The following is a 25,721-nucleotide window of genomic DNA, read 5'->3' as shown; positions in this document are numbered from 1 at the left end:
ACCGTCGCATTGTGCAATTGTTTACAAAATAATTCTGCAAAACAAGGGGTTTATTGCGCAATTTTCCAACCATACGCGATAGTGGCTTTGCACAATGTGCGCGCGCGGTCCGGTTGAGGAGCAGGTCCGCGCATTTCAACAAATGGGAGGATATTCATGTCCAAAATGAATCTGACGCGCCGTGGCGTGCTCAAGACCGGTGCCATCGCGGGTGCCGGTGTTGCCGCACCAACGATCTTTACGGCGCAGTCGGCCGCTGCTTTCACGAACGAGCCCACCGGCTCTTCCGTGACGCTGGGCTTCAACGTGCCGCAAACCGGCCCCTACGCTGACGAAGGTGCGGACGAACTGCGCGCCTACGAGCTGGCGGTCGAGCACCTGAACGGTGGCGGCGACGGCGGCCTGATGAACACCTTCTCGTCCAAGGCCCTGCAAGGCAACGGCATCATGGGCAAAAAGGTCGAGTACGTCACAGGCGACACGCAGACCAAATCTGACGCAGCCCGCGCATCGGCACGTTCGATGATCGAAAAAGACGGCGCCGTGATGATCACGGGTGGTTCGTCCTCCGGTGTGGCTGTGGCCGTGCAGGCGCTCTGCCAAGAGGCGGGCGTGATCTTCATGGCGGGTCTGACCCACTCGAACGACACGACCGGCAAGGACAAGAAGGCCAACGGCTTCCGCCACTTCTTCAACTCCTACATGTCCGGTGCGGCGCTGGCGCCGATCCTGGCCAACAACTACGGCACGGATCGTAAAGCCTACCACCTGACGGCTGACTACAACTGGGGCTACACGACCGAAGAAGCCGTGCGCACCTCGACCGAAGCCATGGGTTGGGAAACTGTTGCAGCCGTGAAAACGCCGCTGACACAGACCGACTTCTCGTCCTACATCGCGCCGGTTCTGCAATCGGGCGCGGACGTGCTGGTTCTGAACCACTACGGCGGCAACATGGTGAACTCGCTGACCAACGCGGTTCAGTTCGGCCTGCGTGACAAGCTGGTGAACAACAAGAACTTCGAGATCGTTGTTCCGCTTTACTCCCGCCTGATGGCGAAGGGTGCGGGCGCCAACGTGAAGGGGATCTTCGGTTCCACCAACTGGCACTGGTCGCTGCAGGACGAAGGCTCCAAGGCGTTCGTCAAATCCTTCGGCACCAAGTACGGCTTCCCGCCCTCGCAGGCGGCACACACCTGCTATGTGCAGGCGATGCTCTACGCGGACGCCGTGGAACGGGCCGGGTCGTTCAACCCCTGCGCCGTAGCCGAAGCGCTCGAAGGCTTCGAGTTCGACGGCATGGGCAACGGTCCGACGCTCTACCGCGCCGAAGACCACCAGTGCTTCAAGGACGTGCTGGTCGTGAAAGGGAAAGAGAACCCGACATCCGAGTTCGACCTTCTCGAAATCGTGGAAGTGACGCCTGTCAGCCAGGTGACCTACGACGCGTCGATCTTCGGTGGCGAACTGGGGTCCTGCAACCCCGGCGCGTAAGCCATTGAAAATGCTGGGTGGGGCACCTGTGTCCCACCCTTCTCTGGCACCTGATCCCAGGCTTTCAATAATTTAACATAACATGTCCCATCGTGGGACATCTGCCCCAACCCAGAGGTTCGGCCGATGGAAGCGATCATCCTTCAAATTCTAAACGGGCTCGACAAGGGCTCGGCCTATGCGCTGATTGCGCTGGGTCTCACGCTGATTTTCGGCACTCTGGGCGTGGTCAACTTCGCCCACGGAGCCCTGTTCATGATCGGGGCCTTCTGCGCCGTGACCCTGAGCCGGATCCTGACCCTCAGCCACACGGTTGTGGACGACACCCAAACAGACTTCCTCGGCAACCCGCTCAAGGTCGATGTTCCTTACGTCATGGACTGGTTCGGCGAGACGACGGGTGCGGCCATCATCGACTGGGCTGTCCCACTCTCGATCCTTTTCGCCATCCCGGTGATGATCGCCATCGGTGTGATCATGGAGCGTGGCTTGATCAAGCACTTCTACAAGCGCCCGCACGCTGACCAGATCCTCGTAACCTTCGGCCTCGCCATCGTGCTGCAAGAGATCATCAAGTACTACTACGGCGCCAACCCGATCCCGACACCCGCTCCTGCGGCCTTCAAAGGCTCGTTCGATTTCGGCGCGATGCTGGGCTTTGATCCCAACATCATCATCTATCCCTACTGGCGGATCATCTACTTCGCCTTCGCCGCCGTCATCATCGGTGCAGTCTTCGCCTTCCTTCAGTTCACCACCTTCGGGATGGTCGTGCGGGCCGGCATGGCCGACCGCGAGACGGTGCAGCTTCTGGGCATCAATATCGACCGCCGCTTTACCCTGATGTTCGGCATCGCCGCCGCAGTCGCGGGCCTTGCGGGTGTGATGTACACGCCCATCAACTCGCCCAACTACCACATGGGCATGGACTTCCTCGTCCTCAGCTTCGTGGTGGTCGTTGTCGGCGGCATGGGCTCGCTGCCCGGTGCCGTCGCCGCAGGCTTCCTGCTCGGCATTCTCGAAAGCTTTGCTTCGATGCGCGAGGTCCTCGCGGTGCTGCCGGGCCTCAACCAGATCATCATCTACCTGGTTGCCATCATCATTCTGTTGACCCGTCCTCGGGGCCTTATGGGCCGCAAGGGCGTGATGGAGGAATAACTAATGTTCGGTCTCGACAAAAAAGACTTCCGCCTCCTGCTTCTGGTCGCCGTACTGGTGGTACTGGCCCCCTTCCTGCTGAACCCCTTCCCTGAAGGGTCTGCCATGGCGCAGTTCAATGCGGGCTATCCAGACCTGATGCAGCGCTTCGTGATCTTTGGTATCTTCGCCATCGGGTTCAACATCCTCTTCGGCCTCACTGGCTACCTGTCCTTTGGCCACGCGGCCTTCCTCGGCGTCGGCTCCTACGCCGCGATCTGGATGATGAAGCTGCTCACAATGAACGTAATCCCGGCGATCTTCGTGTCGGTGATCGTTGCAGGCATCTTCAGCCTCGCCGTGGGGTGGATCAGCCTGCGCCGCTCGGGCATCTACTTCTCGATCCTGACACTGGCCTTTGCGCAGATGTCCTATTCGCTCGCCTATTCGGTGCTGACACCGATCACCGGCGGTGAAACAGGGCTGCAGCCGAAAGTCACCGACCCGCGCATTCTGGATGGCACACTGGCCAACGGGGCCACGCCCAAGGCGAACCTCTTCGGGCTCGAAATGGGGTCGAGCTTTGAATGGAGCGTCGGTGGTTGGCTCTTTACTTTCAACGCGGGCTACTACGTGGCGGCCATCGTGATGCTGGTTGCGTTCTACATGTCGATCCGCATCTTCCGCTCGCCCTTTGGCATGATGCTGCGGGCCGTGAAGTCGAACCAGCAGCGTTTGAACTACACGGGCCTGAACGCCAAGCCTTACACCCTCGCCGCCTTTGTCATCTCGGGCATGTATGCCGGCCTGGCTGGTGGTCTGATGGTGGCCATGGATACGCAGGTGGGTGCGGAGCGCATGTTCTGGACCGCGTCCGGTGAGGTCGTGCTGATGTCTATCCTCGGTGGCGTCGGCACGCTGATCGGGCCAGTGCTCGGTGCCGGTGCGATCAAGTACATGGAAAACATCCTGTCCAAGATCAACAAGGAGATCCTGCACCAGTGGTTCGCCTTCATGCCGGACGGGATCGAGGACATCCTCGTGTCGCTAGTTTACCCGTTCATTGGCAAGGGCTGGCACCTGACGCTGGGCATCATCTTCATGCTGGTCGTGATCTTCCTGCCTGGTGGGCTTGTCGAAGGGGGCCAACGTGTGGCCCGCCTCTTCAAGCGCAAGAAACCGGCCGAAGACGGACCGGACGGCAAAACCACGCCTGCGGAATAAGGAGAGAAACCGATGGGTATTCTTGAAGTCAAAAACGTGGGCAAACGGTTCGGCGGTCTGCAAGCGTTGGGGGACGTGAACCTCAGTGTGGCCGAGAACACGGTTCATGCCATCATCGGCCCCAACGGGGCGGGCAAGTCCACGCTGCTGAACTGTCTGGTGGGCAAGCTGATCCCCGACACCGGGTCCGTCATGTTCGACGGGCAGTCGGTACTGGGGCGGAAGCCTTACGAGATCAACCAGATGGGCATTTCCCGCGTGTTTCAGACACCGGAAATCTTTGGCGAGCTGAGCGTCATGGAAAACATGATGATCCCCTGTTTCGCCAAGCGCGACGGGGCGTTCACGCCCAATGCGTTCATCGACATGTTCAAGGATCGCGAGATCGTTGAACGTGCCGAGCAGATGCTGGAAGAGATGAACATGGCCGACGCGCGCAATGACAACGCCGCCACCATGTCGCGCGGTAACAAGCGGCGGCTGGAGATCGGTATGTGCCTGGCACAAGAGCCGCGCCTGCTGCTGCTGGACGAGCCGACGGCAGGTATGGCGCGCGCCGACACCAACAACACCATCGACCTGCTCAAGCAGATCAAGGACGAGCGGGACATCACCATCTCGATCATCGAACACGACATGCATGTTGTGTTCTCCCTCGCCGAGCGGATCACCGTGCTGGCGCAGGGCACCCCGCTGGTCGAAGACACGCCCGACAATATCAAGGGCCATCCCAAGGTGCGCGAAGCGTATCTGGGCGAAACCCAAGATGCCGCGTAAGGAGCCTGACCGATGAACGTCAAACCCGACTTTTCAAAGCACGCAAACCACGCAGCCACAGCGCCCGCCTTTCTGAGCGTGTGGGACATGCACGCCTACTACGGCGAAAGCTACATCGTGCAGGGCATCAGCTTTAACGTCCACGAGGGTGAGATCCTTGCCCTGCTGGGTCGAAACGGTGCTGGCAAAACGTCGACCCTGCGGTCCATTGCGCGGATCGGTGATCCACAAGTGACCCATGGCGAGATCTGGTTGGACCACCAACCGCTGCACAACATGTCGAGCCACGAGGCGAGCCAGGCTGGGCTTGGGCTGGTGCCCGAGGATCGGCGCATCATTCCCGGGCTGACCGTGGAAGAGAACCTGAAACTTGCGCAGATCGCCCCACCCATCGGCTGGTCCATCGAGCGGCTTTACGATCTGTTCCCACGGCTCGGCGAGCGCCGCACTCAAGAGGGCACCACGCTTTCGGGCGGGGAACAGCAGATGCTTGCCATCGCACGGGCGCTTGCCCGTGACATAAAGGTCCTGTTGCTGGACGAGCCCTATGAAGGCCTGGCGCCCGTGATCGTGGATGAGATCGAGAAGACACTGACCGTGATCAAGGAACAGGGAATCACCACCGTGATCGTCGAACAGAACGCCGTGCGCGCGCTTCAACTGGCGGATCGTGCCGTTATTTTGGACACCGGCGGAATTGTTTTTGACGGAACCGCTGCGGAAGTTTTGGAAAATGAGGAATTACGGTCTGAATATCTCGCAATTTAGGCATCAATTATCTATCTGAGGTTGAGGATATTACCTATCTTCGGTTGAAATAGAGGGCTTAACGCCCTCTTTTTTAATTAATTCGTGGCCGCTTTCGATATTGTATTCAATTCGGAAACCTACGCTCGCGTCTGTAGAAACTATGGCAAAAATAAGGCATAAACTACCCTGTTAACCTGGGGGTTTAAATATGACTACTTTTGCACGCGGTCTGTTTGACCGCGCATCTTTCCTGTACAATAACGCCTTCCTGCCTGAGGGTTTCATCTTTGACTTCGCTCCTGTTCTGGAAATTGAGCAGACCAGCACACAGGCACGCAATTTCGTTTTTCTGGAAGATAACGAAGCCTTGTTTCTCAATGATGGCTTTGTCCGGGATTTCGTTGAAGGTGCCGGTGCGACCGATGTCGTCATCAGCAACACCGGTGTCATAGGGAGCAGCGGACGCGCAGAGACATCCATTTCACTGACTGAAACCGGGCAGCGTGCCATACTGAACGAAGGCATAATCATCGGCGACATCCAGTTGGGATTGGGGGATGACTTCGTCTATACGGCCGGTCTTGTCGATGGCGATGTCAGTACCAGTGGAGGGGATGATATCGTTCTGGTTCTCTCCTTCGAGAGCGCAGGGACAACATTTGATGGGAATATTGCCGGGCGGCTCGATACCGGTTCCGGCAACGACGTCGTGGTCAACACGGGCACCATCGGCGAGGTCAATCTCGGCAGCGGCAATGATTTGTATCTGGCCCTCCCTGCCGATGAACTGCTGGGCGGATCCGGTCGGGTTCTTGGCGGCGCGGGCAACGACACAATGCGGGGTGGCGCCAGCGACGAGATGCTGTTCGGCGGCGGCGGTCGCGACGTGCTGGAAGGCAACGACGGCGACGACCGATTGGTCGGCAATGGCAACAAGGACACGCTGCGCGGCGGCGAAGGCGACGACACCCTCATTGGCGGTGGTGGCAGCGACTTCGTGGCAGGTGGAAATGGCAATGACCTTCTGCTCGGCAACAGCGGTCGGGACAATCTGCTTGGCGGGCGCGGCAACGACACAATGCAGGGCGGTTCCGGCGCGGACACGTTCTATTTCAGCCGTGGCAGCGGGGAAGACGTTATCACCGACTTTGGTGACGGCGACCTTATTCGGTTGCCACCCGTCCAGCGCACCAACAGCGAAACCGGGATCACAGAAGCGGTGATCGACTTTGACGACGTTTCGGCCTTCATCACCTATGCCGATGGTGATGCGGTGATTGACCTCGATGGGCTCTATGAGGCTGTCGACCTGGCATATCTGAGCAACGGTCACATCAACTCGATTACTCTGCTGGACATCGAGCAGAACAGCCTGACGGCGGACGACTTCATTCTGTGATCCCGCCTGACGTCAATCCGCACCAGCATGCAGCTTTCGGATGCATGCTGGTGCGGGTGTTGTCCTAACGTCACCAACTGCGCTTTCCACGGCGAATAAGCAGCGCTATAAGCGGCGCTGAGCATGCGCCAACCCTGTTCGGAAAGCGCCGCCGCCCACCGGTTGAGGACAAAATGACAAAAAGCAATCATGACGCCGACGTGGCCTTTATCCAGGCCTTGGCCGAGCTGCTGCGTGAAAATGATCTGACGGAATTGCAGGTCAAACGCGAATATGGCGAAGACGACAGCCTGAATGTGCGCGTGTCGCGCCACACTGCACAACAGGTGGTGACCCAGGTCGCCGCCCCCGCCCCACAAGCCGTCGCCAGCCCTGCGCCTGCAGCAGTCGCTGCGTCAGAACCCGCCGAGGCTCCGGCAGACCCCGCAAACGATCCGGGCGCCGTTACGTCACCCATGGTGGGCACCGTTTACATGCAGGCGGAACCGGGCGCGCCATCGTTTATCAAGGTCGGCCAACAGGTCAGCGAAGGTGACACGCTGCTGATCGTCGAAGCCATGAAAACCATGAACCATATCCCTGCCCCACGCGCAGGCACGGTCAAGCGCATCCTTGTCGATGACGGCGCAGCCGTGGAATTTGGCGCCCCGCTCGTGATCCTCGAATAAGGGGCGCACCATGTTCAACAAAATCCTGATTGCCAATCGCGGAGAGATCGCCCTGCGCGTCATCCGTGCAGCCCGAGAGATGGGTATTGCGACGGTGGCTGTCCACTCGACGGCTGACGCAGACGCCATGCACGTGCGTATGGCAGACGAGTCCGTTTGCATCGGCCCTCCGGCCTCGCCCCAATCGTATCTCAGCTTCCCGGCTATCATCTCCGCCTGTGAGATCACGGGCGCCGAAGCGATCCACCCCGGATACGGCTTCCTGTCGGAGAACGCGCAGTTTGTGCAGATCGTGGAAGATCACGGGCTGACCTTCATTGGTCCGACCGCCGAGCATATCCGCGTCATGGGCGACAAGATCACGGCGAAGGACACGATGAAGGCACTCGGCGTGCCTTGCGTGCCCGGTTCGAACGGGGGCGTCGCGACGTTGGAAGAAGCCAAGGCCATCGGCGAAGAGTTCGGCTATCCCGTCATCATCAAGGCCACTGCTGGCGGCGGTGGACGTGGGATGAAGGTGGCGCAGACCGCAGCCGACATGGAAAGCGCTTTCATGACCGCGCGAGCCGAGGGCAAGGCCGCCTTTGGCAACGACGAAGTCTATATTGAGAAGTACCTCACCACACCGCGCCATATCGAGATCCAGGTTTTTGGCGACGGTAAGGGCCGCGCCGTGCATCTGGGCGAGCGGGATTGTTCGCTGCAACGGCGCCACCAGAAGGTGTTTGAAGAGGCGCCCGGCCCCGCGATCAGCCCTGAAGAACGGGCCGAGATCGGGCGCATCTGTGCGGATGCGGTGGCCAAGATCAACTATATCGGCGCGGGCACCATCGAGTTCCTGTACGAAAAGGGTGAGTTCTACTTCATCGAGATGAACACGCGGCTGCAGGTGGAGCACCCGGTGACGGAGGCCATCTTTGGCGTCGATCTTGTGCGCGAGCAAATCCGTGTGGCGTCCGGCATGGACATGTCGTTCACGCAAGAGGATCTGGAGATCAACGGCCACTCGATCGAGGTGCGGCTGAACGCTGAGAAGCTGCCCGATTTCTCGCCCTCTCCGGGACGGATCACGCAATACCATGCCCCGGGTGGCCTGGGGGTCCGCATGGATTCGGCGCTTTATGACGGCTATTCGATCCCGCCCTATTACGACAGCCTGATCGGCAAGCTGATCGTTCATGGACGCGACCGGGCAGAGGCGTTGGCACGGTTGAACCGGGCCTTGGGCGAATTGATCATCGACGGGATCGACACGACGGTGCCCCTGTTCCACGCCCTGCTGGCCGAAAAGGACATCCACACCGGTGACTACAACATTCACTGGCTGGAAAAGTGGCTTGAAGCGCAGGCAGACTGATCGGCCGGACACGCTTTCAACAGGGATCGCCGCGGCGGTCCCTTTTTTGTGCGCGGCTGTCGCGGTAATCTGGCGGCATATTCGCAGGACCCACACATGAAAGACGAGATCAGACTGACGCCTGAGCTGCTGTTGCAGGGATATGCTGCGGGCATCTTCCCGATGGCGGAGTCGCGCGACGATCCGGAGGTGTTCTGGGTCGATCCGCGTATGCGTGGCGTGCTGCCGCTGGATGGGTTCCATATCTCACGCTCGCTTGCACGGGCGATGCGACGGACGGATTGGGTGCTGCGCGCAGATGCGGATTTTGCCGGTGTGGTGGACGGGTGTGCGGACCGCGTGGACACTTGGATCAATCCCGAAATCCGAAGGCTTTACATGGCCCTGCATGATCGGGGTCAGGCGCGGTCGATCGAGGTGTGGGACGGGGGCCAGTTGGTCGGCGGCGTCTACGGCGTTGTGCTGAAGGGCGCGTTTTTTGGGGAAAGCATGTTCTCTCGCCGACCGAACGCATCGAAAATGGCATTGGCGGCGGCTGTAGATCACCTGCAACGCACCGGTTTCACCCTTTTTGATACGCAGTTCCTGACACCGCACCTCGCAACATTGGGTGCGCAGGAAATCACGCGCGCAACCTACCACGCGCGGCTGGACCACGCGCTTGGGGTCCATTCAGCGGATTTCACATCCGCGACCATTGGCAGTTTTCAGGACGTCGTGCAGCGCATGACCCAAACGTCGTAGCGGGCGTGTTCCATCGCGTTCAAAGCAGGGGCAGAGGCGATCATCCAGCCGGAGAACACAACGCCGTCGCGCCCGACCTCAGAAATTTGCAGCCCCGCATAGGCGTTCCCCGATGGGTTGCCCGAAGGATAGCGGCATTCGGTCAGCGTGATGTTGAGGCGTTCGAACCGCACGGTGCGCCCCGCCAGCATCTCGATGTCGACGACCTGGCCGCTGAACTTGTCGAGGCCACGCAGAACGGCACCCGGCGCGCTTTCCGTTGGGTCCTCGGCCATGGCGCCAGTGGCCATGCAGACCGCCAGTGCCGCAATGCGTGCGGCGCGGCGTATCATTCGCCTTCGCCCCCGGAGACGAATTTGAGCAGGAGTGAGATCAGGCTGACAGATCCTTGGGTGTCGGTGATTTCATCACCCCCTTCGAAATAGAAGGGTGATCCACCCGGCATGATTTCAACGAAATTGCCACCGAGCAACCCCTCGGAGCTGATGACGATGGCGCTGTCATCGGGGATTTGCGTGTCTGATCGTACCGACACGACGGTGTCGGCACGGTAGGTTTCGGGATTGAGCGTGACATCCGTGACCGTGCCAACCTTTACACCAGCAAGGCGGACATCGGTGCCGACATTCACCCCTTCAAGGCTGCGGAAGCTGGCCGTGAGCGGGTAGGACGCCCCGCCGCTGTTGCCAAGGCCTGCGACTTGCGCGCCGTAGACGGCGAACCCGATGGCCGCAGCAAGCACGACGCCGCCCACCAGCACCTCGGTCGTGTTCTCGGCCATGTTATTCCGGCGTCCAGGCTTCGTAGTCGGACCGGTCCGCCGGCTCCGCCCTGCGGATCGAACCAGCGGGTGCATAGGCCAGCGCCGTGCCGGTCAGGTTGGGCTGGTGCGGCTTTTCCCACTCCTTGCGCTTGAGCGGCCTGTCTGTTGGTGGCTCATCCCAGGTGCGGTGCAGCCAGCCATGCCATTCGGGATCCACCCGGCTCGCCTCGGCCTCGCCATTGTAGATCACCCAGCGTTTGCTGTCGTCCTGCGTCTTGTAGAAGACGTTGCCCTGGCTGTCTTCGCCCACTTTCACGCCCTTGCGGGCCGTGAAGAGTTGCGTGTTCAGAGTTTGGCCGTTCCACCAGGTGACTGCCCGCAGCAGCGTGTTGAGAATGCCCATGTTTCGCCTCCAGCGCTTTGAACCGTCTATGCCGCATCATGCCAGCGTCGTCCAGTGGACACGGACGCACAGGCGCCGATCCGGCATGAAGGTGATCACGTTCCCTTGTAGGCCGTCACTTCGATTTCAATCCGGTCCTCGGGCGTGATCAGCCCGCATTCGATCATCGTGGCGGCGGGCGGGTTGTCCCCGAAAGCCTCGCGCAGCATCGGCCAGCACGGTTCGAATTCGTTGCGGTCAGGGAGCATGTAAGTCACGCGCACCACGTGACTGAAGTCAGCGCCGCATTCCTTTAGGGCATTCCCGATAATCTCGAGTGCGGAGCGGCATTGTTCAACCGCAGTGGTGCCGTGACCGACTGTGCCTGCGACGTGGATCCAGCCGCCCGCCGCCACGGCGCGGCAATAGCCGACCTTGGGTTCATATTCGCCACCGGAGTGGATGCGTTGAATGGACATGGCGCTTCCTTTGGGGTTGGGCGCACACGTAAGTGCGCCTTACGATTGCACTATGACGACATGAAAAAGGCGGGTGTGACACCCGCCTTCCGATCCAATGTCACGATGTGATCAGCCCGCCGAGGCTGGTTCTTTCTCTGCTTCGGCATGGATCATCAACGGTGCCGCATCGGATGTCACCGCTTCTTCGTTCACCACCACTTCGGTCACCGATTCGAGGCCCGGAAGTTCGAACATGGTGTCGAGCAGGATGTCCTCGAGGATAGACCGCAAGCCACGCGCACCTGTCTTGCGCTCGATGGCGCGTTTGGCGATAGCGCTCAGCGCGTCTTCGGTGAAGGTGAGCGTTGTATCCTCAAGCTCGAACAGGCGCTGGTATTGTTTGACGAGCGCATTCTTGGGCTGGGTCAGGATGGTGACAAGCGCGTCTTCATCCAGATCCTCGAGCGTTGCGAGCACCGGCAGACGACCGACGAATTCCGGGATCAGGCCGAATTTGAGCAGATCTTCGGGCTCAAGATCGGTGAAGATTTCGCCCACGCCGCGTTCGTCATTGTCGCGCACATCAGCACCAAAGCCCATGGCCGAGCCCTTGCCGCGCTGCGCGATGATCTTGTCGAGGCCCGCAAAGGCGCCGCCGCAGATGAACAGGATGTTGGTGGTATCCACCTGCAGGAATTCCTGCTGCGGATGCTTGCGCCCACCCTGCGGCGGAACGGAAGCTACCGTACCTTCCATCAGCTTGAGCAGTGCCTGCTGCACACCTTCGCCCGACACGTCGCGGGTGATGGACGGGTTTTCGGACTTACGGGTGATCTTGTCTACCTCGTCGATATAGACGATGCCGCGCTGCGCACGTTCGACGTTGTATTCGGAGGCCTGCAGCAGCTTGAGGATGATGTTTTCGACATCCTCACCCACATAACCCGCTTCGGTCAGCGTTGTCGCGTCCGCCATCGTGAACGGCACATCGAGGATGCGCGCGAGCGTTTGGGCCAGCAGCGTTTTACCGCAGCCCGTGGGACCGATCAGCAGGATGTTGGACTTCGCCAGTTCGATGTCCCCGCCCTTCTGGGCGTGGTTGAGGCGCTTGTAGTGGTTGTGCACGGCGACCGACAACACACGCTTGGCCATGGCCTGGCCGATCACGTAGTCATCCAGTACCTCGCAGATATCCTTGGGCGTTGGCACACCATCGGTCGACTTCAGGCCGGATGCCTTCGTCTCTTCGCGGATGATGTCCATGCACAGCTCGACGCATTCATCGCAGATGAAAACGGTCGGGCCTGCAATCAGTTTGCGGACCTCGTGCTGGCTCTTGCCGCAGAAGCTGCAGTAGAGGGTATTCTTGCTGTCGCCGCTCGAATTCGTCGCCATATCGCGTCCTTCCCGGCATATGCCGCCATCTCAGGCGCCGGTGGGTTTCCGGTTCGCCCCGCGTTGCCCGTCAGCTTAGGACAGCCCCGCGGGGTCCACAATCGTCTTTTTGCCTGACCTCGCGGTCAGATCACGCTGGCCGTGAGGACCAGCGCAATTGCCTTATTTTTCGTCATCGTCAGGCTTCGATCTCTGGTCCACGATCTCGTCGATGTGGCCCCATTCCTTTGCCTCTTCTGGCGTCAGCCAGGTATCGCGATCCAGCGCCTGCTTTACCGTATCGTAGTCTTGACCGGCGTGCTTGACGTAGAGCTGGTACAGACGCTCGCGCGTTCTCTCGATGTGACGGGCGGAGATCAGGATGTCTGCGGCTGTCCCTTGCGACCCGCCCGAGGGCTGGTGCACCATGATTTCGGAGTTCGGGAGGGCAAAGCGCATCCCCGGCTCACCTCCGATCGCAACAACCGAACCCATGGAGGCGGCCATGCCGCAGATCAGGGTCGACACTTTGGGCTTGATATACTGCATCGTGTCGTAGATCGACATCCCGGCCGTCACCTCGCCGCCCGGCGAATTGACATACATACTGATTTCCTTGGACGGGTTTTCCGCCTCGAGGTGCAGCAGCTGGGCCACAACCAGATGGCTCATTCCGGAATGGATCGGCCCGTTGATAAACACGATCCGTTCCTTGAGCAGGCGCGAAAAGATGTCGTAGGCCCGTTCGCCACGGCTGGTCTGTTCGACCACCATGGGGACCAGGTTGTTGGTGATGTGAGCATATTGATCAATGGGATCGCGCATAAGTCCTGCCTCGTCAGACGTCTGCAGGACCATACCCGCAGAGATATTACCCGAGTCTTAGTATCGGCCAACGGGGGCTGCAAGAGCACGCGGGCGCTTGAAGAGGGCGCACGTCCCCCTAGCTCGCCCCCCATGACCGAAGCCTTGACCAGATTTCCTCCGACCCGCACCGCCGCACTTGAACGGTTGAACCGCTTTGTGCCCCGAGCCGGGCGCGATTATGCCGCGCGGCGCAACTACGATCTGGGCCGCGACAACCATGACGGTGTGTCGACCTTGTCACCTTACATCCGCGCCCGTCTCTTGACCGAAGCTGAAGTGCTTGAGGCAACGCTGTTACGCCACAGCCCGAGCGCCGCGGAAAAGTTCATACAGGAGGTATACTGGCGGACCTACTGGAAAGGATGGCTGGAGATGCGGCCCGCTGCTTGGGGGCAGTACAAGACATCGCTGAAGGGCGCGCTTGACAATGTTCAGACCCAATCGGGATTGCGCGACCGATGGGAGCAGGCGTGCAAGGGCGAAACGGATATCGAGTGTTTCAACGCCTGGGCGCGCGAGTTGGTCGAAACCGGCTATATGCACAACCACGCCCGGATGTGGTTTGCTTCGATCTGGATTTTCACGCTCCGACTGCCCTGGGAGTTGGGCGCTGATTTTTTCCTGCGTCATCTGCTTGATGGCGATCCCGCATCGAATACGCTGAGCTGGCGGTGGGTGGCGGGTATCCAGACACCGGGCAAGACCTACCTCGCGCGCACCTCGAACATATCGAAATACACCGAGGGACGCTTTGCGCCCAAGTGGCAGTTGGCAGGCGAAGCACCCGCCCTGTCCGCCCCGCCGAAGCCGGATGCAATGCTCCTGCCCGAGGCCGACCTGCCGATCCCCAGCCCGCGCACAGGCCTGATCCTGCATGACGACGATCTAAGCCCCGGTTTCATCCTGGACGCGGGGATCGCACCGACCGCCACCGCGATCATCACAACGCGGAGCGGCCTGTCACCCTTGGCCATGGCACCGCATGTTACAGAATTTGCAGACGCGGCGGCCAAGGATACCGTTGATCGCTTTGGCGAACGCTTGGGCGCGGTGTCTCATGTCGCACCGACCGCAGCGGCCCTGTCGGCCTGGGCCGAGGCAGCGGGTGTTGATCAAGTGGTCACAGCCTATGCGCCCGTGGGGCCAGCTGCCGATGTCTTGTCCCGGTACAGCGGGCAAGACGCTGCGCCGCCGCTGCGTCGCATTCGTCGGACATTCGACAGCACGGCGTGGCCCAACGCGACCCATGGGTTCTTTCGATTCAAGGACAAGATTCCGCGCTTGCTGGGCGAACTGCGCGGGTTGCGGGCGGCGGAGTAGCGCCGCCCAGATCTTCAGACGCCAAGATAAGTGTTCGCCACATCCCCCGCGACATCCGACATCGAACCCGTCCATACTGACTGACCACGCTCAAGGATCGTGGCACGATCCGCGATCCGGCCCAATTCGGTCAACGATTTGTCGACAACGATCAAAGACATACCCGTGTCGCGCCGTACGGCATCCAGAGCATCCCAAATTTCTTGCCGCACGACCGGTGCCAAACCTTCGGTCGCCTCATCCAGCAGCATCAGGCGCGGGTTCGTCATCAGCGCGCGCCCGATGGCGAGCATCTGTTGCTCCCCGCCCGACAAGTGGCGTGCTATCTGTCCCTCGCGTTCTTTGAGACGCGGAAACAATCGGGTGACGGCCGCGAAGTCCCATAAGCCCGGACGTGCGGCTGCCATCAGGTTTTCGCGTACCGTCAGCGATGCAAAGATGCGTCGCCCCTCTGGCACGAGGCCCAGACCGGCCCGGGCGGCCTCATGGGGGGACACCTGCGCCATGTCCCGCCCCAGGAACTGCACGTGTCCGGCACTGTGCTTCATCAATCGGCAAATGACTCGGATAGTGGTCGACTTCCCCATACCGTTGCGGCCCATGAGGGCCAGCACCTCCCCTTCTTCGAGATGGAGATCTACCCCAAACAAAGCTTGTGCTGCTCCGTAGGAAGCCGCGATTTGGTCGAGGCGCAAAAGCGTCATGGGAGCACCTCGTCCCCGAGATAGGCCGTTCGCACGTCGTCGTTGCGACGGATCTGATCGGGCGTGCCGGTTGCGATGATCTTTCCCGAAACCAGGACCGAAATGCGATCGGCCAGGGCAAAAACCGCATCCATGTCATGCTCCACAAGCAGGATGGGGGCTTCCTTGCGCAAATCCCCCAGAAAGTCGGTCATGCGTGCCGTACCCTCGGCCCCAAGTCCGGCCATGGGTTCATCCATGAGAAACACCTTGGGGTCCAAGGTCAGAGCGACGGCCACCTCGAGCAGCCGACGTTGTCCATGGCTCAGAGCGCTGACTGGCGTGTTGGCAGCTTCCTCCAGGCCGACGCGCTCAATGGAGGCCTCGGCCTGTTTGCGCAGGCGCGCGTCGCCCATGACCGGCTGCAGAAAACGCCAAGCATTTCGCGCCGCGCCGACCGAACCGAGCATTGCGTTCTGCAGCACCGTGTTTTCCATCGCGAGCGCACTGATCTGAAACGTCCGCCCCAAGCCCAATCGGGCACGATCTGCGGTGTTTAGCCCGGTTACGTCCCGGCCATCCAGAATGACCCGCCCAGCGTCCGGGGCCAACCCGCCCGCGATCTGTTGAATCAGGGTCGACTTGCCCGCCCCATTCGGTCCGATCAGCGCATGAATTTCGCCAGGCACCAGCGCAAGCGAAACATCCGCCGTGGCGCGCAGGGCGCCGAAGGATTTGGACAGCGCCTGTATGTCCAGAAGCGGGTCAGTCATGAGTTGCATCCGGTTTCGACAGCGCACCGATCACGCCGCCACGGGCAAACAGAACGACCAAAAGCAACACCGTACCAAGGTAAATCAGCCAGAAGTCACTGATCCCGCTCAACAGGTGTTCCAGCAGAACAAACAGGCAGGCACCCACGACCGGGCCATACAGGCGGCCGATGCCGCCGAGCACGATGAAGATGATGAACTCACCCGACATCTGCCAACTGAACATGGTGGGCGATACGAACCGGTTCAGATCTGCAAAAAGCGCCCCTGCAAGCCCGGTTACAGCGCCCGAGATGACAAAGGCCACCAAACGCAAGCGAAACGGGCTGAGCCCGACCGTTTCGACCCGCACTGCATTTTGACGCGCCGCCCCAAGGGCAAGGCCGAACGGAGACCTCTCGATCCGTCCCATCACCCAAAGAACAGCCGCCAATACTGCAAAGACCAGTCCGAAGAACTGGATTGGATCGAGCGTGTTCAATCCGGGGAAGTCGTTACGCACATAGATGCTCAGCCCGTCTTCACCTCCGTAAGCAGGCCAGGAGATGGTGAAGTAATAGAACATCTGGCCAAAGGCGAGTGTGATCATGATGAAGTACACGCCAGCGGTACGAAGGGCCAAAAGCCCGATCAGCAGAGCCGTTGCAGCGCTGACAACGACGGCCACAAGCCAGATGATCGGCATCGACTTGGTCCCCTCGATCACAATGAACCCAAGATCGAGCGGCACGTAGCTTTGGGCATGGCTGGCCAGAATGCCCATGGCATAGCCGCCGAGCCCGAAAAACACCGCGTGGCCCAGGCTGACAAGTCCGCCCAACCCCAGGGCCAGGTTCAGTCCGACGGCCGCCAAGGCAAGAATGGCGGCTCGGGTGGCAAGTGAAATGATGAAGGGTTCGTCCAAAGCCAGAGCGATGGATGCCACAAGTGGCAAAGCAAGAAATGCAACGATATTGAAGGTTCGTTCGCGCAGCATCACGCTGTTCCGTACAGGCCGGTGGGACGGAAGATCAGGACCACCGCCATCAGCACATAGATCAGCATGGAGGCAAGAGCCGACCCGACGGTCGTGGCCGAGGACGCATCCATGATCCCACTCAGCGCCAGCGGTAGCAACACGCCCCCCAGCGTATCGGTCAACCCGACCAGCAGCGCGCCGACAAGCGCGCCCTTTATCGACCCGATCCCGCCAATCACGATGACCACGAAGGCGAGGATGAGCACAGGCTCACCCATGCCGACCTGAACAGATTGAATGGCCCCCACCAGGGCACCAGCCAGCCCGGCAAGGGCAGCGCCCAGGGCAAAGACAAGTGTGTAGAGGCGCGAGATGTTGACGCCAAGGGCCGCGATCATCTCCCGATCGGCCTCGCCCGCGCGGATCTGAATGCCGATGCGTGTCCGACCGATCAGCAGGAACAAGCCCACCGCCAGGACAAGGCCCACGAGGATGATCACCAGACGGTACGCGGGATAGGCAATGCCGCCGGGCAATGTCACCGGTCCGGCGAGTGCCGCAGGCACGTCAAGGTAAAGCGGAAAAGACCCGAACAGCCAGCGCGTGCCTTCGGACAGGATGAGGATCAGTGCAAAAGTGGCCAGCACTTGGTCCAGATGATCACGGTCATAAAGCCTGCGGATCACGCCAACTTCGATCACCACCCCGGCGGCCGCCGCCGCCACCAGGCTGGCGATCAGGGCCAACAGGAATGACCCGGTGGCCGCCGCCACAGCCGCCGCGGCAAAGGCTCCGATCATATAGAGCGAGCCGTGTGCAAGATTGATCAGCCCCATCACCCCGAAGATCAGCGTGAGGCCGGCCGCCATCAGGAACAGCATGATCCCAGATTGCAGACCGTTTAGCACCTGCTCGATCAACAGAAGCGTCGTCATTCACCCCGTCCTGCAGGATCACTTTTGTCCAGCAAGCCTTTTGTTTTCATGGAAAAGACGGCCCCGGACACGACCGGGGCCAACCGGGTCACAATTTGCAATCCGCGCCGTATGGGTCGCTGTGATCCGTAGCCGCCGTACCGACGATCCGATTGGTGACCAGGTCACCCTCCTTGATCACCTCGCGCATGTAGATGTCCTGCACCGGGTGGTGGTTGTCGGCAAAGGAAAACTTGCCGCGCACCGACTGGAATTCCGCCTCTTTCAGGGCTGCGCGGAATGCGTCGGCATCATCCACATCCGCCTTGGCGACAGCAGAGGCCAGAAGCAAACCGGTGTCGAACCCCTGCGCCGCATAGATTGATGGGAGCCGTCCGTACTCGGCCTGGAACGCATCCACGAACTCTGCATTGCCGGGCACATCAAGATCCTTGGACCAATGCGCCGTGTTCTTGGCGCCGACGGCTGCATCGCCGATCGCACCCAGAATACCCTGGTCAAAGCTGAACGCCGGTCCGGAGACGGGTTTGTCCACACCAGACCCTGCATATTGCTTCATAAACGAAATCCCCATGCCGCCGGGCAGGAAGAAATAGATCTGGTCGGCATCGCTTGCGCGCATTTGTGCGATTTCAGCCGCATAGTCGGTCTGGCCAAGTTTGGTATAGACTTCGGCCGCAATCTCACCCTCATAGGTTCGTTTGAAGCCCGCCATGATGTCCTGGCCTGCGGGGTAGTTCGGCGCCATCAGAAACACCTTCCCTGCCTCGCCGCTCAGCGCAGTGCCGGCCGCTTCTGAGAAGGCGTCGTTCTGCCAGCTCACATTGAAGTAGTTTTCGTGACATCCCTTGCCTGCAAGGGCCGAGGGACCCGCATTTGGTGACAGGTAGAACTTTCCCTGCGCCGTTGCCGCAGGCACGACCGCCATGGCGAGGTTTGACCAGATGATACCGGTCATCACATCGACCTTTTCGGACTGGATCATCTTGTCGGCGAGTTGCACAGCAATGTCCGGCTTGCGCTGATCGTCCTCGATCACCAGTTCTATGTCGTCATTGCCCCTCACCGCCAGCATGAACCCGTCGCGCACATCGATGCCCAAGCCTGCACCGCCGCCTGATAGCGTGGTGATCATGCCAACCTTCACGCCATCGGCCTGTGCACCCGCACCAAGAGCCACGACGCAGGTCGCAGCCAGAAGCTGTTTGAATGTCATTGAAGTGTCTCCCTTGTCTACGAGGCTCTCGCGGCCTGCATTCATGCCCAAGAGGCGCTTATCACACCCGGTTCTGTCAAGCCCTAGGTGGCACCATGGTGGGTATTGTGAGCCGGATCGTCCCACAACTGGGCACGCATGACAGCCCAGAGGTGAAAAGGGTCGCGGGATGGCGCAACACGCTGAACAAGACTCGGATATGGTCAGCCGTCGACGTCTGGCCGTCAGACAAACGTGATCTCATCCAGCAACAGCTGAATGTTTGTGACCCCGTTCAGGCGCAATTGATCACCATCCCCGAAGTCAAACACCAGGTTCCCGTCAATGACCGACGCGAAGTCGACAAGGTCGCTGACCTGGGATGCCCCGTCTGGAAGTATGGCAGCGGCTATTTCCAAATGATCCACCACAAGCGAAAAATCCCGGATCAGATCAGCCCCGCCCGTAAACACGAATGTGTCCGCACCAAGCCCACCGCGCAACGTGTCATTGCCAGCACCACCATCCAGCGTATCGCTCCCAAAGTTGCCCTCGAGGCTATCATTGCCTGTTCCACCGCGCAGAAGGTCGAAACCGTTCAGGCCGCTCAAGACGTCATCACCGGCGCCGCCAATCAGCGTGTCGAAACCGAGGCCGCCATTCAACTGATCGTTGCCCGCTTCTCCATCAAGTAGATCGTTGCCATCGCCCCCAAACAAATCATCGTTGCCCGAACCACCCAGCAACGTATCCCGCCCATTCACGCCAAACAACGTGTCGGAACCAGCACCACCCAGCAGGCTGTCAAAGCCGACACCACCATGAAGCAGGTCGTTCAGATCGCCCCCGTCCAGAGTATCGTTGCCGAACCCTCCCCTCAGGTTGTCGTCCCCGCCCTGCCCGGACAGGCTGTCAAAGCCGTTCAGACCTGTCAGTGTATCATTCCCGGAACCACCATTCATAACGTCTGCCCCGATACCGCCGTTCAAGGCGTCGTTCCCGCTCCCGGCGTGAACCGTATCGTTGCCGGCCCCGGCAGCGATCAAGTCATCGCCGGTTGAGCCCAGCAAGTCGTTCGCATCCGATGTCCCCTGAAGGACAAGACCGGGTGTTTCAAGCAACGTCAGCATTTCTCCGAGCGTCATAGTTGCATCTTGGAACTGCACCTCTTCGATGCCGACGATCAAATCCGCGCCGTCAACTGAGCGCAATTCGTAGAAACCATTGTCTGCCTGGAGCAACTGATAGTCGCTACTGCTCCCGCGGATTTGCAGGATGTCGTGCCCGGCGCCCCCGTCAATCGTGTCGTCGCCCAAAAGGCCGATGATCGTGTCGTCACCAACACTCGCCACAATGCTGTCTTGGCCGTCCGTGCCCATCAAACCAATTTGAAGCTCATCGACCGAAATGAATTCCAGATCATCAGCGCCAACTTCGAACACCAGTTCCGAAATTGCATAGGCCGGATGCAGGAAATGGTACTCGATGACGATTCTATCGCCGCTTTCGTGCAATATGAGCAAATCATCCTCGCGCCACCAAAAGGCGAGGTCATCGAAGGACACTGCACTGCGAAAATACACAAACTCGGCGCTGGCGGCCGCCGTCTCGTCAGTTGCATTTGCTTCGGTGTTATCGATGAAATCCCAACCCCAGCCAAGATCGAAGACATATACGTCTTCGCCCAGCCCACCAATCAGGCTGTCATTGCCGAGACCACCGATCAGGATATCGTCGCCTTCTCCTCCATCCAGCGTGTCAGGGCCCTCGAAACCCACGATGATGTCGTCACCGGACGCAGCACGTAGGGAGTCACCCATCGATGTGCCCAGAACCTCATCATCCGCGTCGGATGCAATGAACACCTCGAGAGGCCAGGTCCCTGCCTGGTAGATCGCGTCCAGATATGCATTCGTCCAGACCGTGCCATCCGCGAAATGTATTTCTCTGACCACATTTTCCGTCGTGCGCGCATTTTGGATGACGATGCGGTCTCCGTTTGCATATGTCAGGAACATATCTGCAAAGGCATAGTGTACTTGGATATGCGACGCTTGAATGCCGGCGCCGAATTGAATGACGTCCGGGCTGTTCGGTTGCGACGTACCGAAGTCGACAATCGTATCATTGCCCCAGCCCAGCTCGAACACGTATGTGTCTGCGCCCGCCCCACCCGAAAGCCGGTCATTGCCTGTGCCACCGATCAGCGTGTCGTCCCCAATGGCACCCCAAAGGCTGTCGTGGCCGAAATCCCCTGAAACCATGTCGTTGCCAGCGCCGCCATTCAGGATGTCGGAACCTGAACCACCGCTGACTGTATCGTCGCCACCATTGGACCAAATCGTATCGTCACCGGCCTCACCCGCGAGTGTCTCGTCCCGGTCAAATCCAGAAATGCTGTCGTCACCTTGCGTACCACGCGTCGTCAGGTTTTCGATCTCCGTAATGGTCCACACCGTTCCATCCATGAAGCTGGCCGTCACGGCCTCTCCCGGCAGGTCCAGAAGAAAGAACTCGCCCAGCTCAATCGTTGCGCCGCTTGCGTGAATGAGCAGGATGGCAAGGTCACGTATCTGTGCGGTGAAATCGCTGGCGTGAATACCGTCGCCGAATGAAAGCAGACCGATACTGTCAGGGGCCGCGCTGCCAACCGCGGCTGACGTGTCAAAAATCGTGTCCTGTCCCCAACCCAGCTCGAACACATATGTGTCCAGCCCGGCGCCGCCTCTCAGTTCATCGTCCCCAGCGCCACCTGACAACGTATCGCTCCCTTCTCTCCCGTAGAGCGTATCGTCGCCTGCCAAGCCATCGATGAAATCATCAGCCGTTCCGCCGTTGCGCTCATCATTGCCAGCTGTGGCCGGGTTGGATTGCAGATCCAGAAAGCCGGCAGTCCAAACTGTGCCGTCGGCAAATACAACCTCGGAGACATTTACATAGAGGCTATCGAGTTGCGGATTCGCGAATTGGTCGCGGACAAGAATTTCATCGCCATTCGAATGGCTCAGGATCAGGTCGCTGCCGACGCGCGAAATAGAAATATCAGACACTGAAACGGTCGCATCGAAACGGATGACGTCAAATGTTGTCTGTACAGTTGAACTGATACTGCCGTCGCCAGCGTTGATCGTGTCGCTGCCCCAATTCTCGGAGAAATGATATTCGTCGTTTCCATCGAGACCGCTCAGAACATCATTGCCTGAACCTCCTGTCAGGGTGTCATTGCCCGATCCGCCAGCTAACAGGTCGTCACCAGCGCCGCCAAACAGTTGGTCGTCGCCACGTTCCCCGACAACACCGCCCAACGTGTCGTTGCCGACACCCCCATACAGCAGGTCGTTTCCGTCACGCCCCGAAAGAACATCATCACCGACACCACCGGAAATAGTGTCATTGCCAGCGCCGCCGGAAACGGTGTCTTCGCCTCCGAGCGCGTCAATCACGGCGCCGTTGTCATCAGTTACGATGACGTCTGCGCCCTCGGTCGGTATGCGCGCCATCTGAACCAGATCCGCCGCCGTCCAGATGGTGCCATCGGCGAAATGGACTGCCGCCAAGTCACCTGCTGCATTGGCCGCGAAGAAATTGAGGACGCGGATCGACGCGCCATCGGCATGATCAATATGGAGGTCGCTGCCCGACCTTCTCACCGTCAGTTCATCTGAATGCACGCCGTCGGAAAAAACAATGGAGTCGCCGAAACGCGCCGAAACAGTATCTTGCCCCCAATTGGGATCGAAAACAAACTGGCCTTGTCCCGCACCAGTGCCGAGGAAATCATTGCCTGCGCCACCATTTATCGTGTCTTCACCATCAGCGCCCAATATGTAGTCATCGCCTTCGAGACCCAGCAAAAGCTCATCAGCGTCATTTCCAACGATGTAGTCGTCACCAGATGTGCCCGTCGTCAGAATTGCATGGAGTTCTGCATCGCCCCAGACGGTCCCATCAGCAAATCGGATTTCTTCAATCTGATACGCGGTATCCATCGACAAAAATGTGACGCCGAACTGGTAGAAAACCGAGATCTGGTCACCATTCTCATGTTCAACAACAAGGTGTTGACCGTCTCGTTTCAGCGCAATGTCGTTCGGATCAATGCCAACGCCGAATTCGATGGCATCCAGAACGCCGCCACCGCCCCCACTCTCATCTACATCCAGAAGACGGTCACTTCCCCATCCAAGGTCAAAAAAATAGAGGTCGTTGCCAGAGCCGCCAAGCAGATCATCGTCATCTGCGCCACCAATCAGAGTGTCACGCCCACCCAAGCCGGTAATGACGTCGTTTCCACCGCCACCATCCAACAGATCGGACCCATTGGTTCCAGTGAGGGAGTCGTCGCTTGATGTTCCAGTTTCCGTTGCGGCTCTGGTTTTGGTCAAAACTGCCGAGCCAGATGCCGTTGCGTCAACATCGTCATTCAAAGGCCAATTCGGCCAATTCACGAAGATGCCAGCACTTTCCTTGAAAGAATAACGCACAGAAACCCCTGTTTTTCCGACTTTTCTCTTTTGGAGATACGATCAAAAACGCCAAGCAAGCACAAGCTGAATTGAGACATCGATCAGCGAATTTAATTCACCTCAAATACCGGAGAAATGTCTCGTGCAGAAACATGCTATTTGCAAATGAGATTGTTCACTCACTTCGTGCCGAGGTAGATTCGCCTTGGAAGAGCGGCGAACAACCAAGGCCCGGCTTGTCTCAACTGCGGTGTATTGAACGACCAACTGAACTCCGCCAACACTCAACAGCACCGCGGCATGTCACTCCACTGCTGTCCTCCGGCGCCTGAATTGAAACGACCTACAGTCGAAAGGGCGAACCAGCGCGTGTTGGTCGGCTTCGCGCGGCCTGTCGAAATGGCCTGCGAGGTTCTGGCCATTCCCGGCTTTGCTCTTCGTTGTCATCGCCATGTCACTGCCGCTGTCATGGATGCTTGAAGTCATGGCGAGACTACCTTTGACTGGCTGCCTCTTTTGCACCGACACAGGTGACAGGATCAACGATGGCTACAGTGTGCGCTTCTCGCGGCTGCAGCTATAATGCCGTGCATCCTGCTGTCGCGCGGGAATGCATTCTTTGCGCTGTCAATCTTGTCGAACGAAGCGGAAAAACACGTCCTGCCGTTCTTGGCACGGAACAAAGCTCCCTAGATCAGTCAGAAACCGGGTGATCCAAGACGATGCGCAAGAAGCTGACGCCACCCTTTCTCAAATCTCGACCAGCATCTGGGCTTGTGGCGGAGGCTGTGGGATTCGAACCCACGGGACGCTCTCACGCCCAACGGTTTTCAAGACCGCCGCATTCGACCACTCTGCCAAACCTCCGGTGCGACGTGCTTTAGGGGCGCAGATGCGATTCTGCAAATGCCCACAGCGCCGTGGAAATTTGCCGATGTGCGAATCGCGCGCTTTTCAGAACGTTACGTTCAGGCTATGATCGGCCCAGAACCCTGCATAAGCGGGGAAAAATCCTGTGCCGCAAGCGGCACCAAAACAGCCCGAAATCGGGCGCACAGGCAACAGCAGGCAAGGACTTGGTCCATGAGCAGACATTCATCCCGTTCCATATTTCGCAGCGGCACAGCCGTAGTTCTGGCGCTTGGCCTGTTGGCCGGGTGCAACGAAAGTGGCCAATTCGTCGCCATGGATGCGTTCAAACGCTCCAACACGTCGGTAGAAGACACGCCAAAACCTGGCGCTGCCATCAAGACAGTCGAGCGCGACGTCGAAGCACCCGAGGTGTTCTCGGCAACGGAAGCAGGGCTCTGGGATGGCCGTCCGTCTCTTGGCGGCGTGTGGGTGGCGCACCCGGATGTCACCGACCCTGAGCGGGTAATTATCCGCAACACCGAAAACGACCAATTCGTCGTGGGCGCTCTGTTCCGTCGTGAACGTGATATTCCCGGCCCACGCATCCAGATCAGCTCTGATGCGGCGGAAGCACTGGGAATGCTGGCTGGCGCACCTGCGCAGTTGAATGTCACAGCGCTCCGGAAAGAAGAAGTATCCCTTGAACCCGAGGCAGCGCCTGTCGATGCAGAAACCGTCGCCGCACCTGCGGACGTTTCAACGACAACACTCGATCCTATCGAAAGCGCTGCAGCGGGTCTCGACGCTCCGGCACCTTCTACGCAAGGCATTCAGCCTGCCGCCACACTTGAACCCACCCCTGCCGCAGCAACGACGCGACCAACGGCATCCAGCCTCGACAAACCGTTCATCCAGATCGGTATCTTCTCAATCGAGGCAAATGCTGAACGAACCGCCAAGCAGATGCGCGGCGCCGGGGTCATTCCAACCGTGAAATCCTTTGAACGCGATGGCAAAGCGTTCTGGCGCGTTGTTGTCGGCCCTGCTGGCACCGCTTCGGAACGCAGCCAGTTGCTGAAAACCATCAAGGGCGAAGGGTTCACCGACGCATACGCCGTCACAAACTGACCAGGAGCAAATCA

At 59.4% G+C, this 25,721-nt stretch carries 23 protein-coding genes and 1 tRNA gene; 11 read left to right on the top strand and 13 right to left on the bottom strand.

Annotated features, from left to right (window positions below; all coding sequences use genetic code 11):
• Positions 1-156 precede the first annotated feature (156 nt).
• From KUV51_RS13790 to aat, 9 genes are all read left to right on the top strand, one after another.
• Entirely contained in the window at positions 157-1,494 is a 1,338-nt protein-coding gene (locus KUV51_RS13790) for a substrate-binding protein (protein ID WP_222522213.1), read from the top strand.
• Between the two features lie 126 nt (positions 1,495-1,620).
• Positions 1,621-2,652, top strand: coding sequence for a branched-chain amino acid ABC transporter permease (locus KUV51_RS13785; protein ID WP_222522212.1), 1,032 nt, complete (start codon positions 1,621-1,623; stop codon positions 2,650-2,652).
• Between the two features lie 3 nt (positions 2,653-2,655).
• Complete coding sequence (locus KUV51_RS13780; RefSeq protein ID WP_222522211.1) at positions 2,656-3,855, top strand: branched-chain amino acid ABC transporter permease; 1,200 nt, start codon at positions 2,656-2,658, stop codon at positions 3,853-3,855.
• Positions 3,856-3,867: 12 nt separating this feature from the next.
• Positions 3,868-4,632, top strand: coding sequence for an ABC transporter ATP-binding protein (locus tag KUV51_RS13775; RefSeq protein WP_222522210.1), 765 nt, complete (start codon positions 3,868-3,870; stop codon positions 4,630-4,632).
• Between the two features lie 12 nt (positions 4,633-4,644).
• On the top strand, positions 4,645-5,400 hold the full coding sequence (locus KUV51_RS13770) for an ABC transporter ATP-binding protein (RefSeq protein ID WP_222522209.1): 756 nt from the start codon (positions 4,645-4,647) through the stop codon (positions 5,398-5,400).
• A gap of 190 nt (positions 5,401-5,590) precedes the next feature.
• The gene (locus KUV51_RS13765; RefSeq protein ID WP_222522208.1) at positions 5,591-6,781 is read left to right on the top strand and encodes a calcium-binding protein; all 1,191 of its coding nucleotides are present in this window, start codon (positions 5,591-5,593) and stop codon (positions 6,779-6,781) included.
• Positions 6,782-6,954: 173 nt separating this feature from the next.
• A complete protein-coding gene (accB, locus tag KUV51_RS13760) occupies positions 6,955-7,449 on the top strand; it encodes an acetyl-CoA carboxylase biotin carboxyl carrier protein (protein ID WP_222522207.1) in 495 nt (164 codons plus the stop codon).
• Positions 7,450-7,459: 10 nt separating this feature from the next.
• Positions 7,460-8,806 (top strand): acetyl-CoA carboxylase biotin carboxylase subunit, encoded by a 1,347-nt coding sequence (gene accC, locus KUV51_RS13755; protein WP_222522206.1) that lies wholly within the window; start codon positions 7,460-7,462, stop codon positions 8,804-8,806.
• A gap of 108 nt (positions 8,807-8,914) precedes the next feature.
• Positions 8,915-9,550 (top strand): leucyl/phenylalanyl-tRNA--protein transferase, encoded by a 636-nt coding sequence (aat, locus tag KUV51_RS13750; protein ID WP_222522417.1) that lies wholly within the window; start codon positions 8,915-8,917, stop codon positions 9,548-9,550.
• On the opposite strand, the gene KUV51_RS13745 is transcribed toward aat, so the two are convergent.
• The 6 genes from KUV51_RS13745 to KUV51_RS13720 all read right to left on the bottom strand — a co-directional run bounded on the left by KUV51_RS13745 (position 9,514) and on the right by KUV51_RS13720 (position 13,355).
• Positions 9,514-9,882 carry a DUF2155 domain-containing protein gene (locus KUV51_RS13745; RefSeq protein WP_222522205.1) on the bottom strand — a complete coding sequence of 123 codons (369 nt, stop codon included), beginning with the start codon at positions 9,880-9,882 and terminating at the stop codon, positions 9,514-9,516. The genes aat and KUV51_RS13745 overlap by 37 nt on opposite strands.
• Positions 9,879-10,331, bottom strand: a complete 453-nt coding sequence (mlaD, locus tag KUV51_RS13740; protein WP_222522204.1) for an outer membrane lipid asymmetry maintenance protein MlaD — start codon at positions 10,329-10,331, stop codon at positions 9,879-9,881. The genes KUV51_RS13745 and mlaD overlap by 4 nt, the downstream gene beginning before the upstream one ends.
• Before the next feature lies 1 nt (position 10,332).
• Positions 10,333-10,716: an NADH:ubiquinone oxidoreductase subunit NDUFA12 gene (locus tag KUV51_RS13735; RefSeq protein WP_222522203.1), complete on the bottom strand. Its 384-nt coding sequence runs from the start codon at positions 10,714-10,716 to the stop codon at positions 10,333-10,335.
• 95 nt (positions 10,717-10,811) lie between these two features.
• Complete coding sequence (locus KUV51_RS13730) at positions 10,812-11,174, bottom strand: RidA family protein (RefSeq protein WP_222522202.1); 363 nt, start codon at positions 11,172-11,174, stop codon at positions 10,812-10,814.
• A 111-nt stretch (positions 11,175-11,285) separates the two neighbouring features.
• Complete coding sequence (gene clpX, locus KUV51_RS13725; RefSeq protein ID WP_147110934.1) at positions 11,286-12,551, bottom strand: ATP-dependent Clp protease ATP-binding subunit ClpX; 1,266 nt, start codon at positions 12,549-12,551, stop codon at positions 11,286-11,288.
• 162 nt (positions 12,552-12,713) lie between these two features.
• Positions 12,714-13,355 carry an ATP-dependent Clp protease proteolytic subunit gene (locus tag KUV51_RS13720; RefSeq protein ID WP_222522416.1) on the bottom strand — a complete coding sequence of 214 codons (642 nt, stop codon included), beginning with the start codon at positions 13,353-13,355 and terminating at the stop codon, positions 12,714-12,716.
• A gap of 132 nt (positions 13,356-13,487) precedes the next feature.
• Here KUV51_RS13720 and KUV51_RS13715 point away from each other — a divergent pair, with 132 nt between their 5' ends.
• Entirely contained in the window at positions 13,488-14,717 is a 1,230-nt protein-coding gene (locus KUV51_RS13715; RefSeq protein ID WP_222522201.1) for an FAD-binding domain-containing protein, read from the top strand.
• 14 nt (positions 14,718-14,731) lie between these two features.
• On the opposite strand, the gene KUV51_RS13710 is transcribed toward KUV51_RS13715, so the two are convergent.
• The 7 genes from KUV51_RS13710 to KUV51_RS13680 all read right to left on the bottom strand — a co-directional run bounded on the left by KUV51_RS13710 (position 14,732) and on the right by KUV51_RS13680 (position 24,594).
• Positions 14,732-15,421: an ABC transporter ATP-binding protein gene (locus KUV51_RS13710; protein ID WP_222522200.1), complete on the bottom strand. Its 690-nt coding sequence runs from the start codon at positions 15,419-15,421 to the stop codon at positions 14,732-14,734.
• Positions 15,418-16,173: an ABC transporter ATP-binding protein gene (locus KUV51_RS13705; protein WP_222522199.1), complete on the bottom strand. Its 756-nt coding sequence runs from the start codon at positions 16,171-16,173 to the stop codon at positions 15,418-15,420. Before KUV51_RS13705 ends, KUV51_RS13710 begins: the two co-directional genes overlap by 4 nt.
• Positions 16,166-17,149, bottom strand: a complete 984-nt coding sequence (locus KUV51_RS13700) for a branched-chain amino acid ABC transporter permease (RefSeq protein WP_222522198.1) — start codon at positions 17,147-17,149, stop codon at positions 16,166-16,168. The genes KUV51_RS13705 and KUV51_RS13700 overlap by 8 nt, the downstream gene beginning before the upstream one ends.
• Complete coding sequence (locus KUV51_RS13695; RefSeq protein WP_222522197.1) at positions 17,149-18,066, bottom strand: branched-chain amino acid ABC transporter permease; 918 nt, start codon at positions 18,064-18,066, stop codon at positions 17,149-17,151. Before KUV51_RS13695 ends, KUV51_RS13700 begins: the two co-directional genes overlap by 1 nt.
• 88 nt (positions 18,067-18,154) lie before the next feature.
• Positions 18,155-19,282, bottom strand: coding sequence for an ABC transporter substrate-binding protein (locus KUV51_RS13690; protein ID WP_222522196.1), 1,128 nt, complete (start codon positions 19,280-19,282; stop codon positions 18,155-18,157).
• Positions 19,283-19,506: 224 nt separating this feature from the next.
• Positions 19,507-23,646 (bottom strand): calcium-binding protein, encoded by a 4,140-nt coding sequence (locus KUV51_RS13685; RefSeq protein ID WP_222522195.1) that lies wholly within the window; start codon positions 23,644-23,646, stop codon positions 19,507-19,509.
• A gap of 858 nt (positions 23,647-24,504) precedes the next feature.
• A tRNA-Ser gene (locus tag KUV51_RS13680) sits at positions 24,505-24,594 on the bottom strand.
• Positions 24,595-24,810: 216 nt separating this feature from the next.
• Between KUV51_RS13680 and KUV51_RS13675 the strand changes: the two genes are divergently transcribed.
• A complete protein-coding gene (locus KUV51_RS13675) occupies positions 24,811-25,707 on the top strand; it encodes an SPOR domain-containing protein (protein WP_222522194.1) in 897 nt (298 codons plus the stop codon).
• Positions 25,708-25,721: the final 14 nt, after the last annotated feature.

Source organism: Tateyamaria omphalii, assembly GCF_019802125.1.
GTDB lineage: Bacteria > Pseudomonadota > Alphaproteobacteria > Rhodobacterales > Rhodobacteraceae > Tateyamaria > Tateyamaria omphalii_B.
Note: the sequence above shows the minus strand (reverse complement) of the source record. Positions and strands in the feature narration are given on the sequence as shown.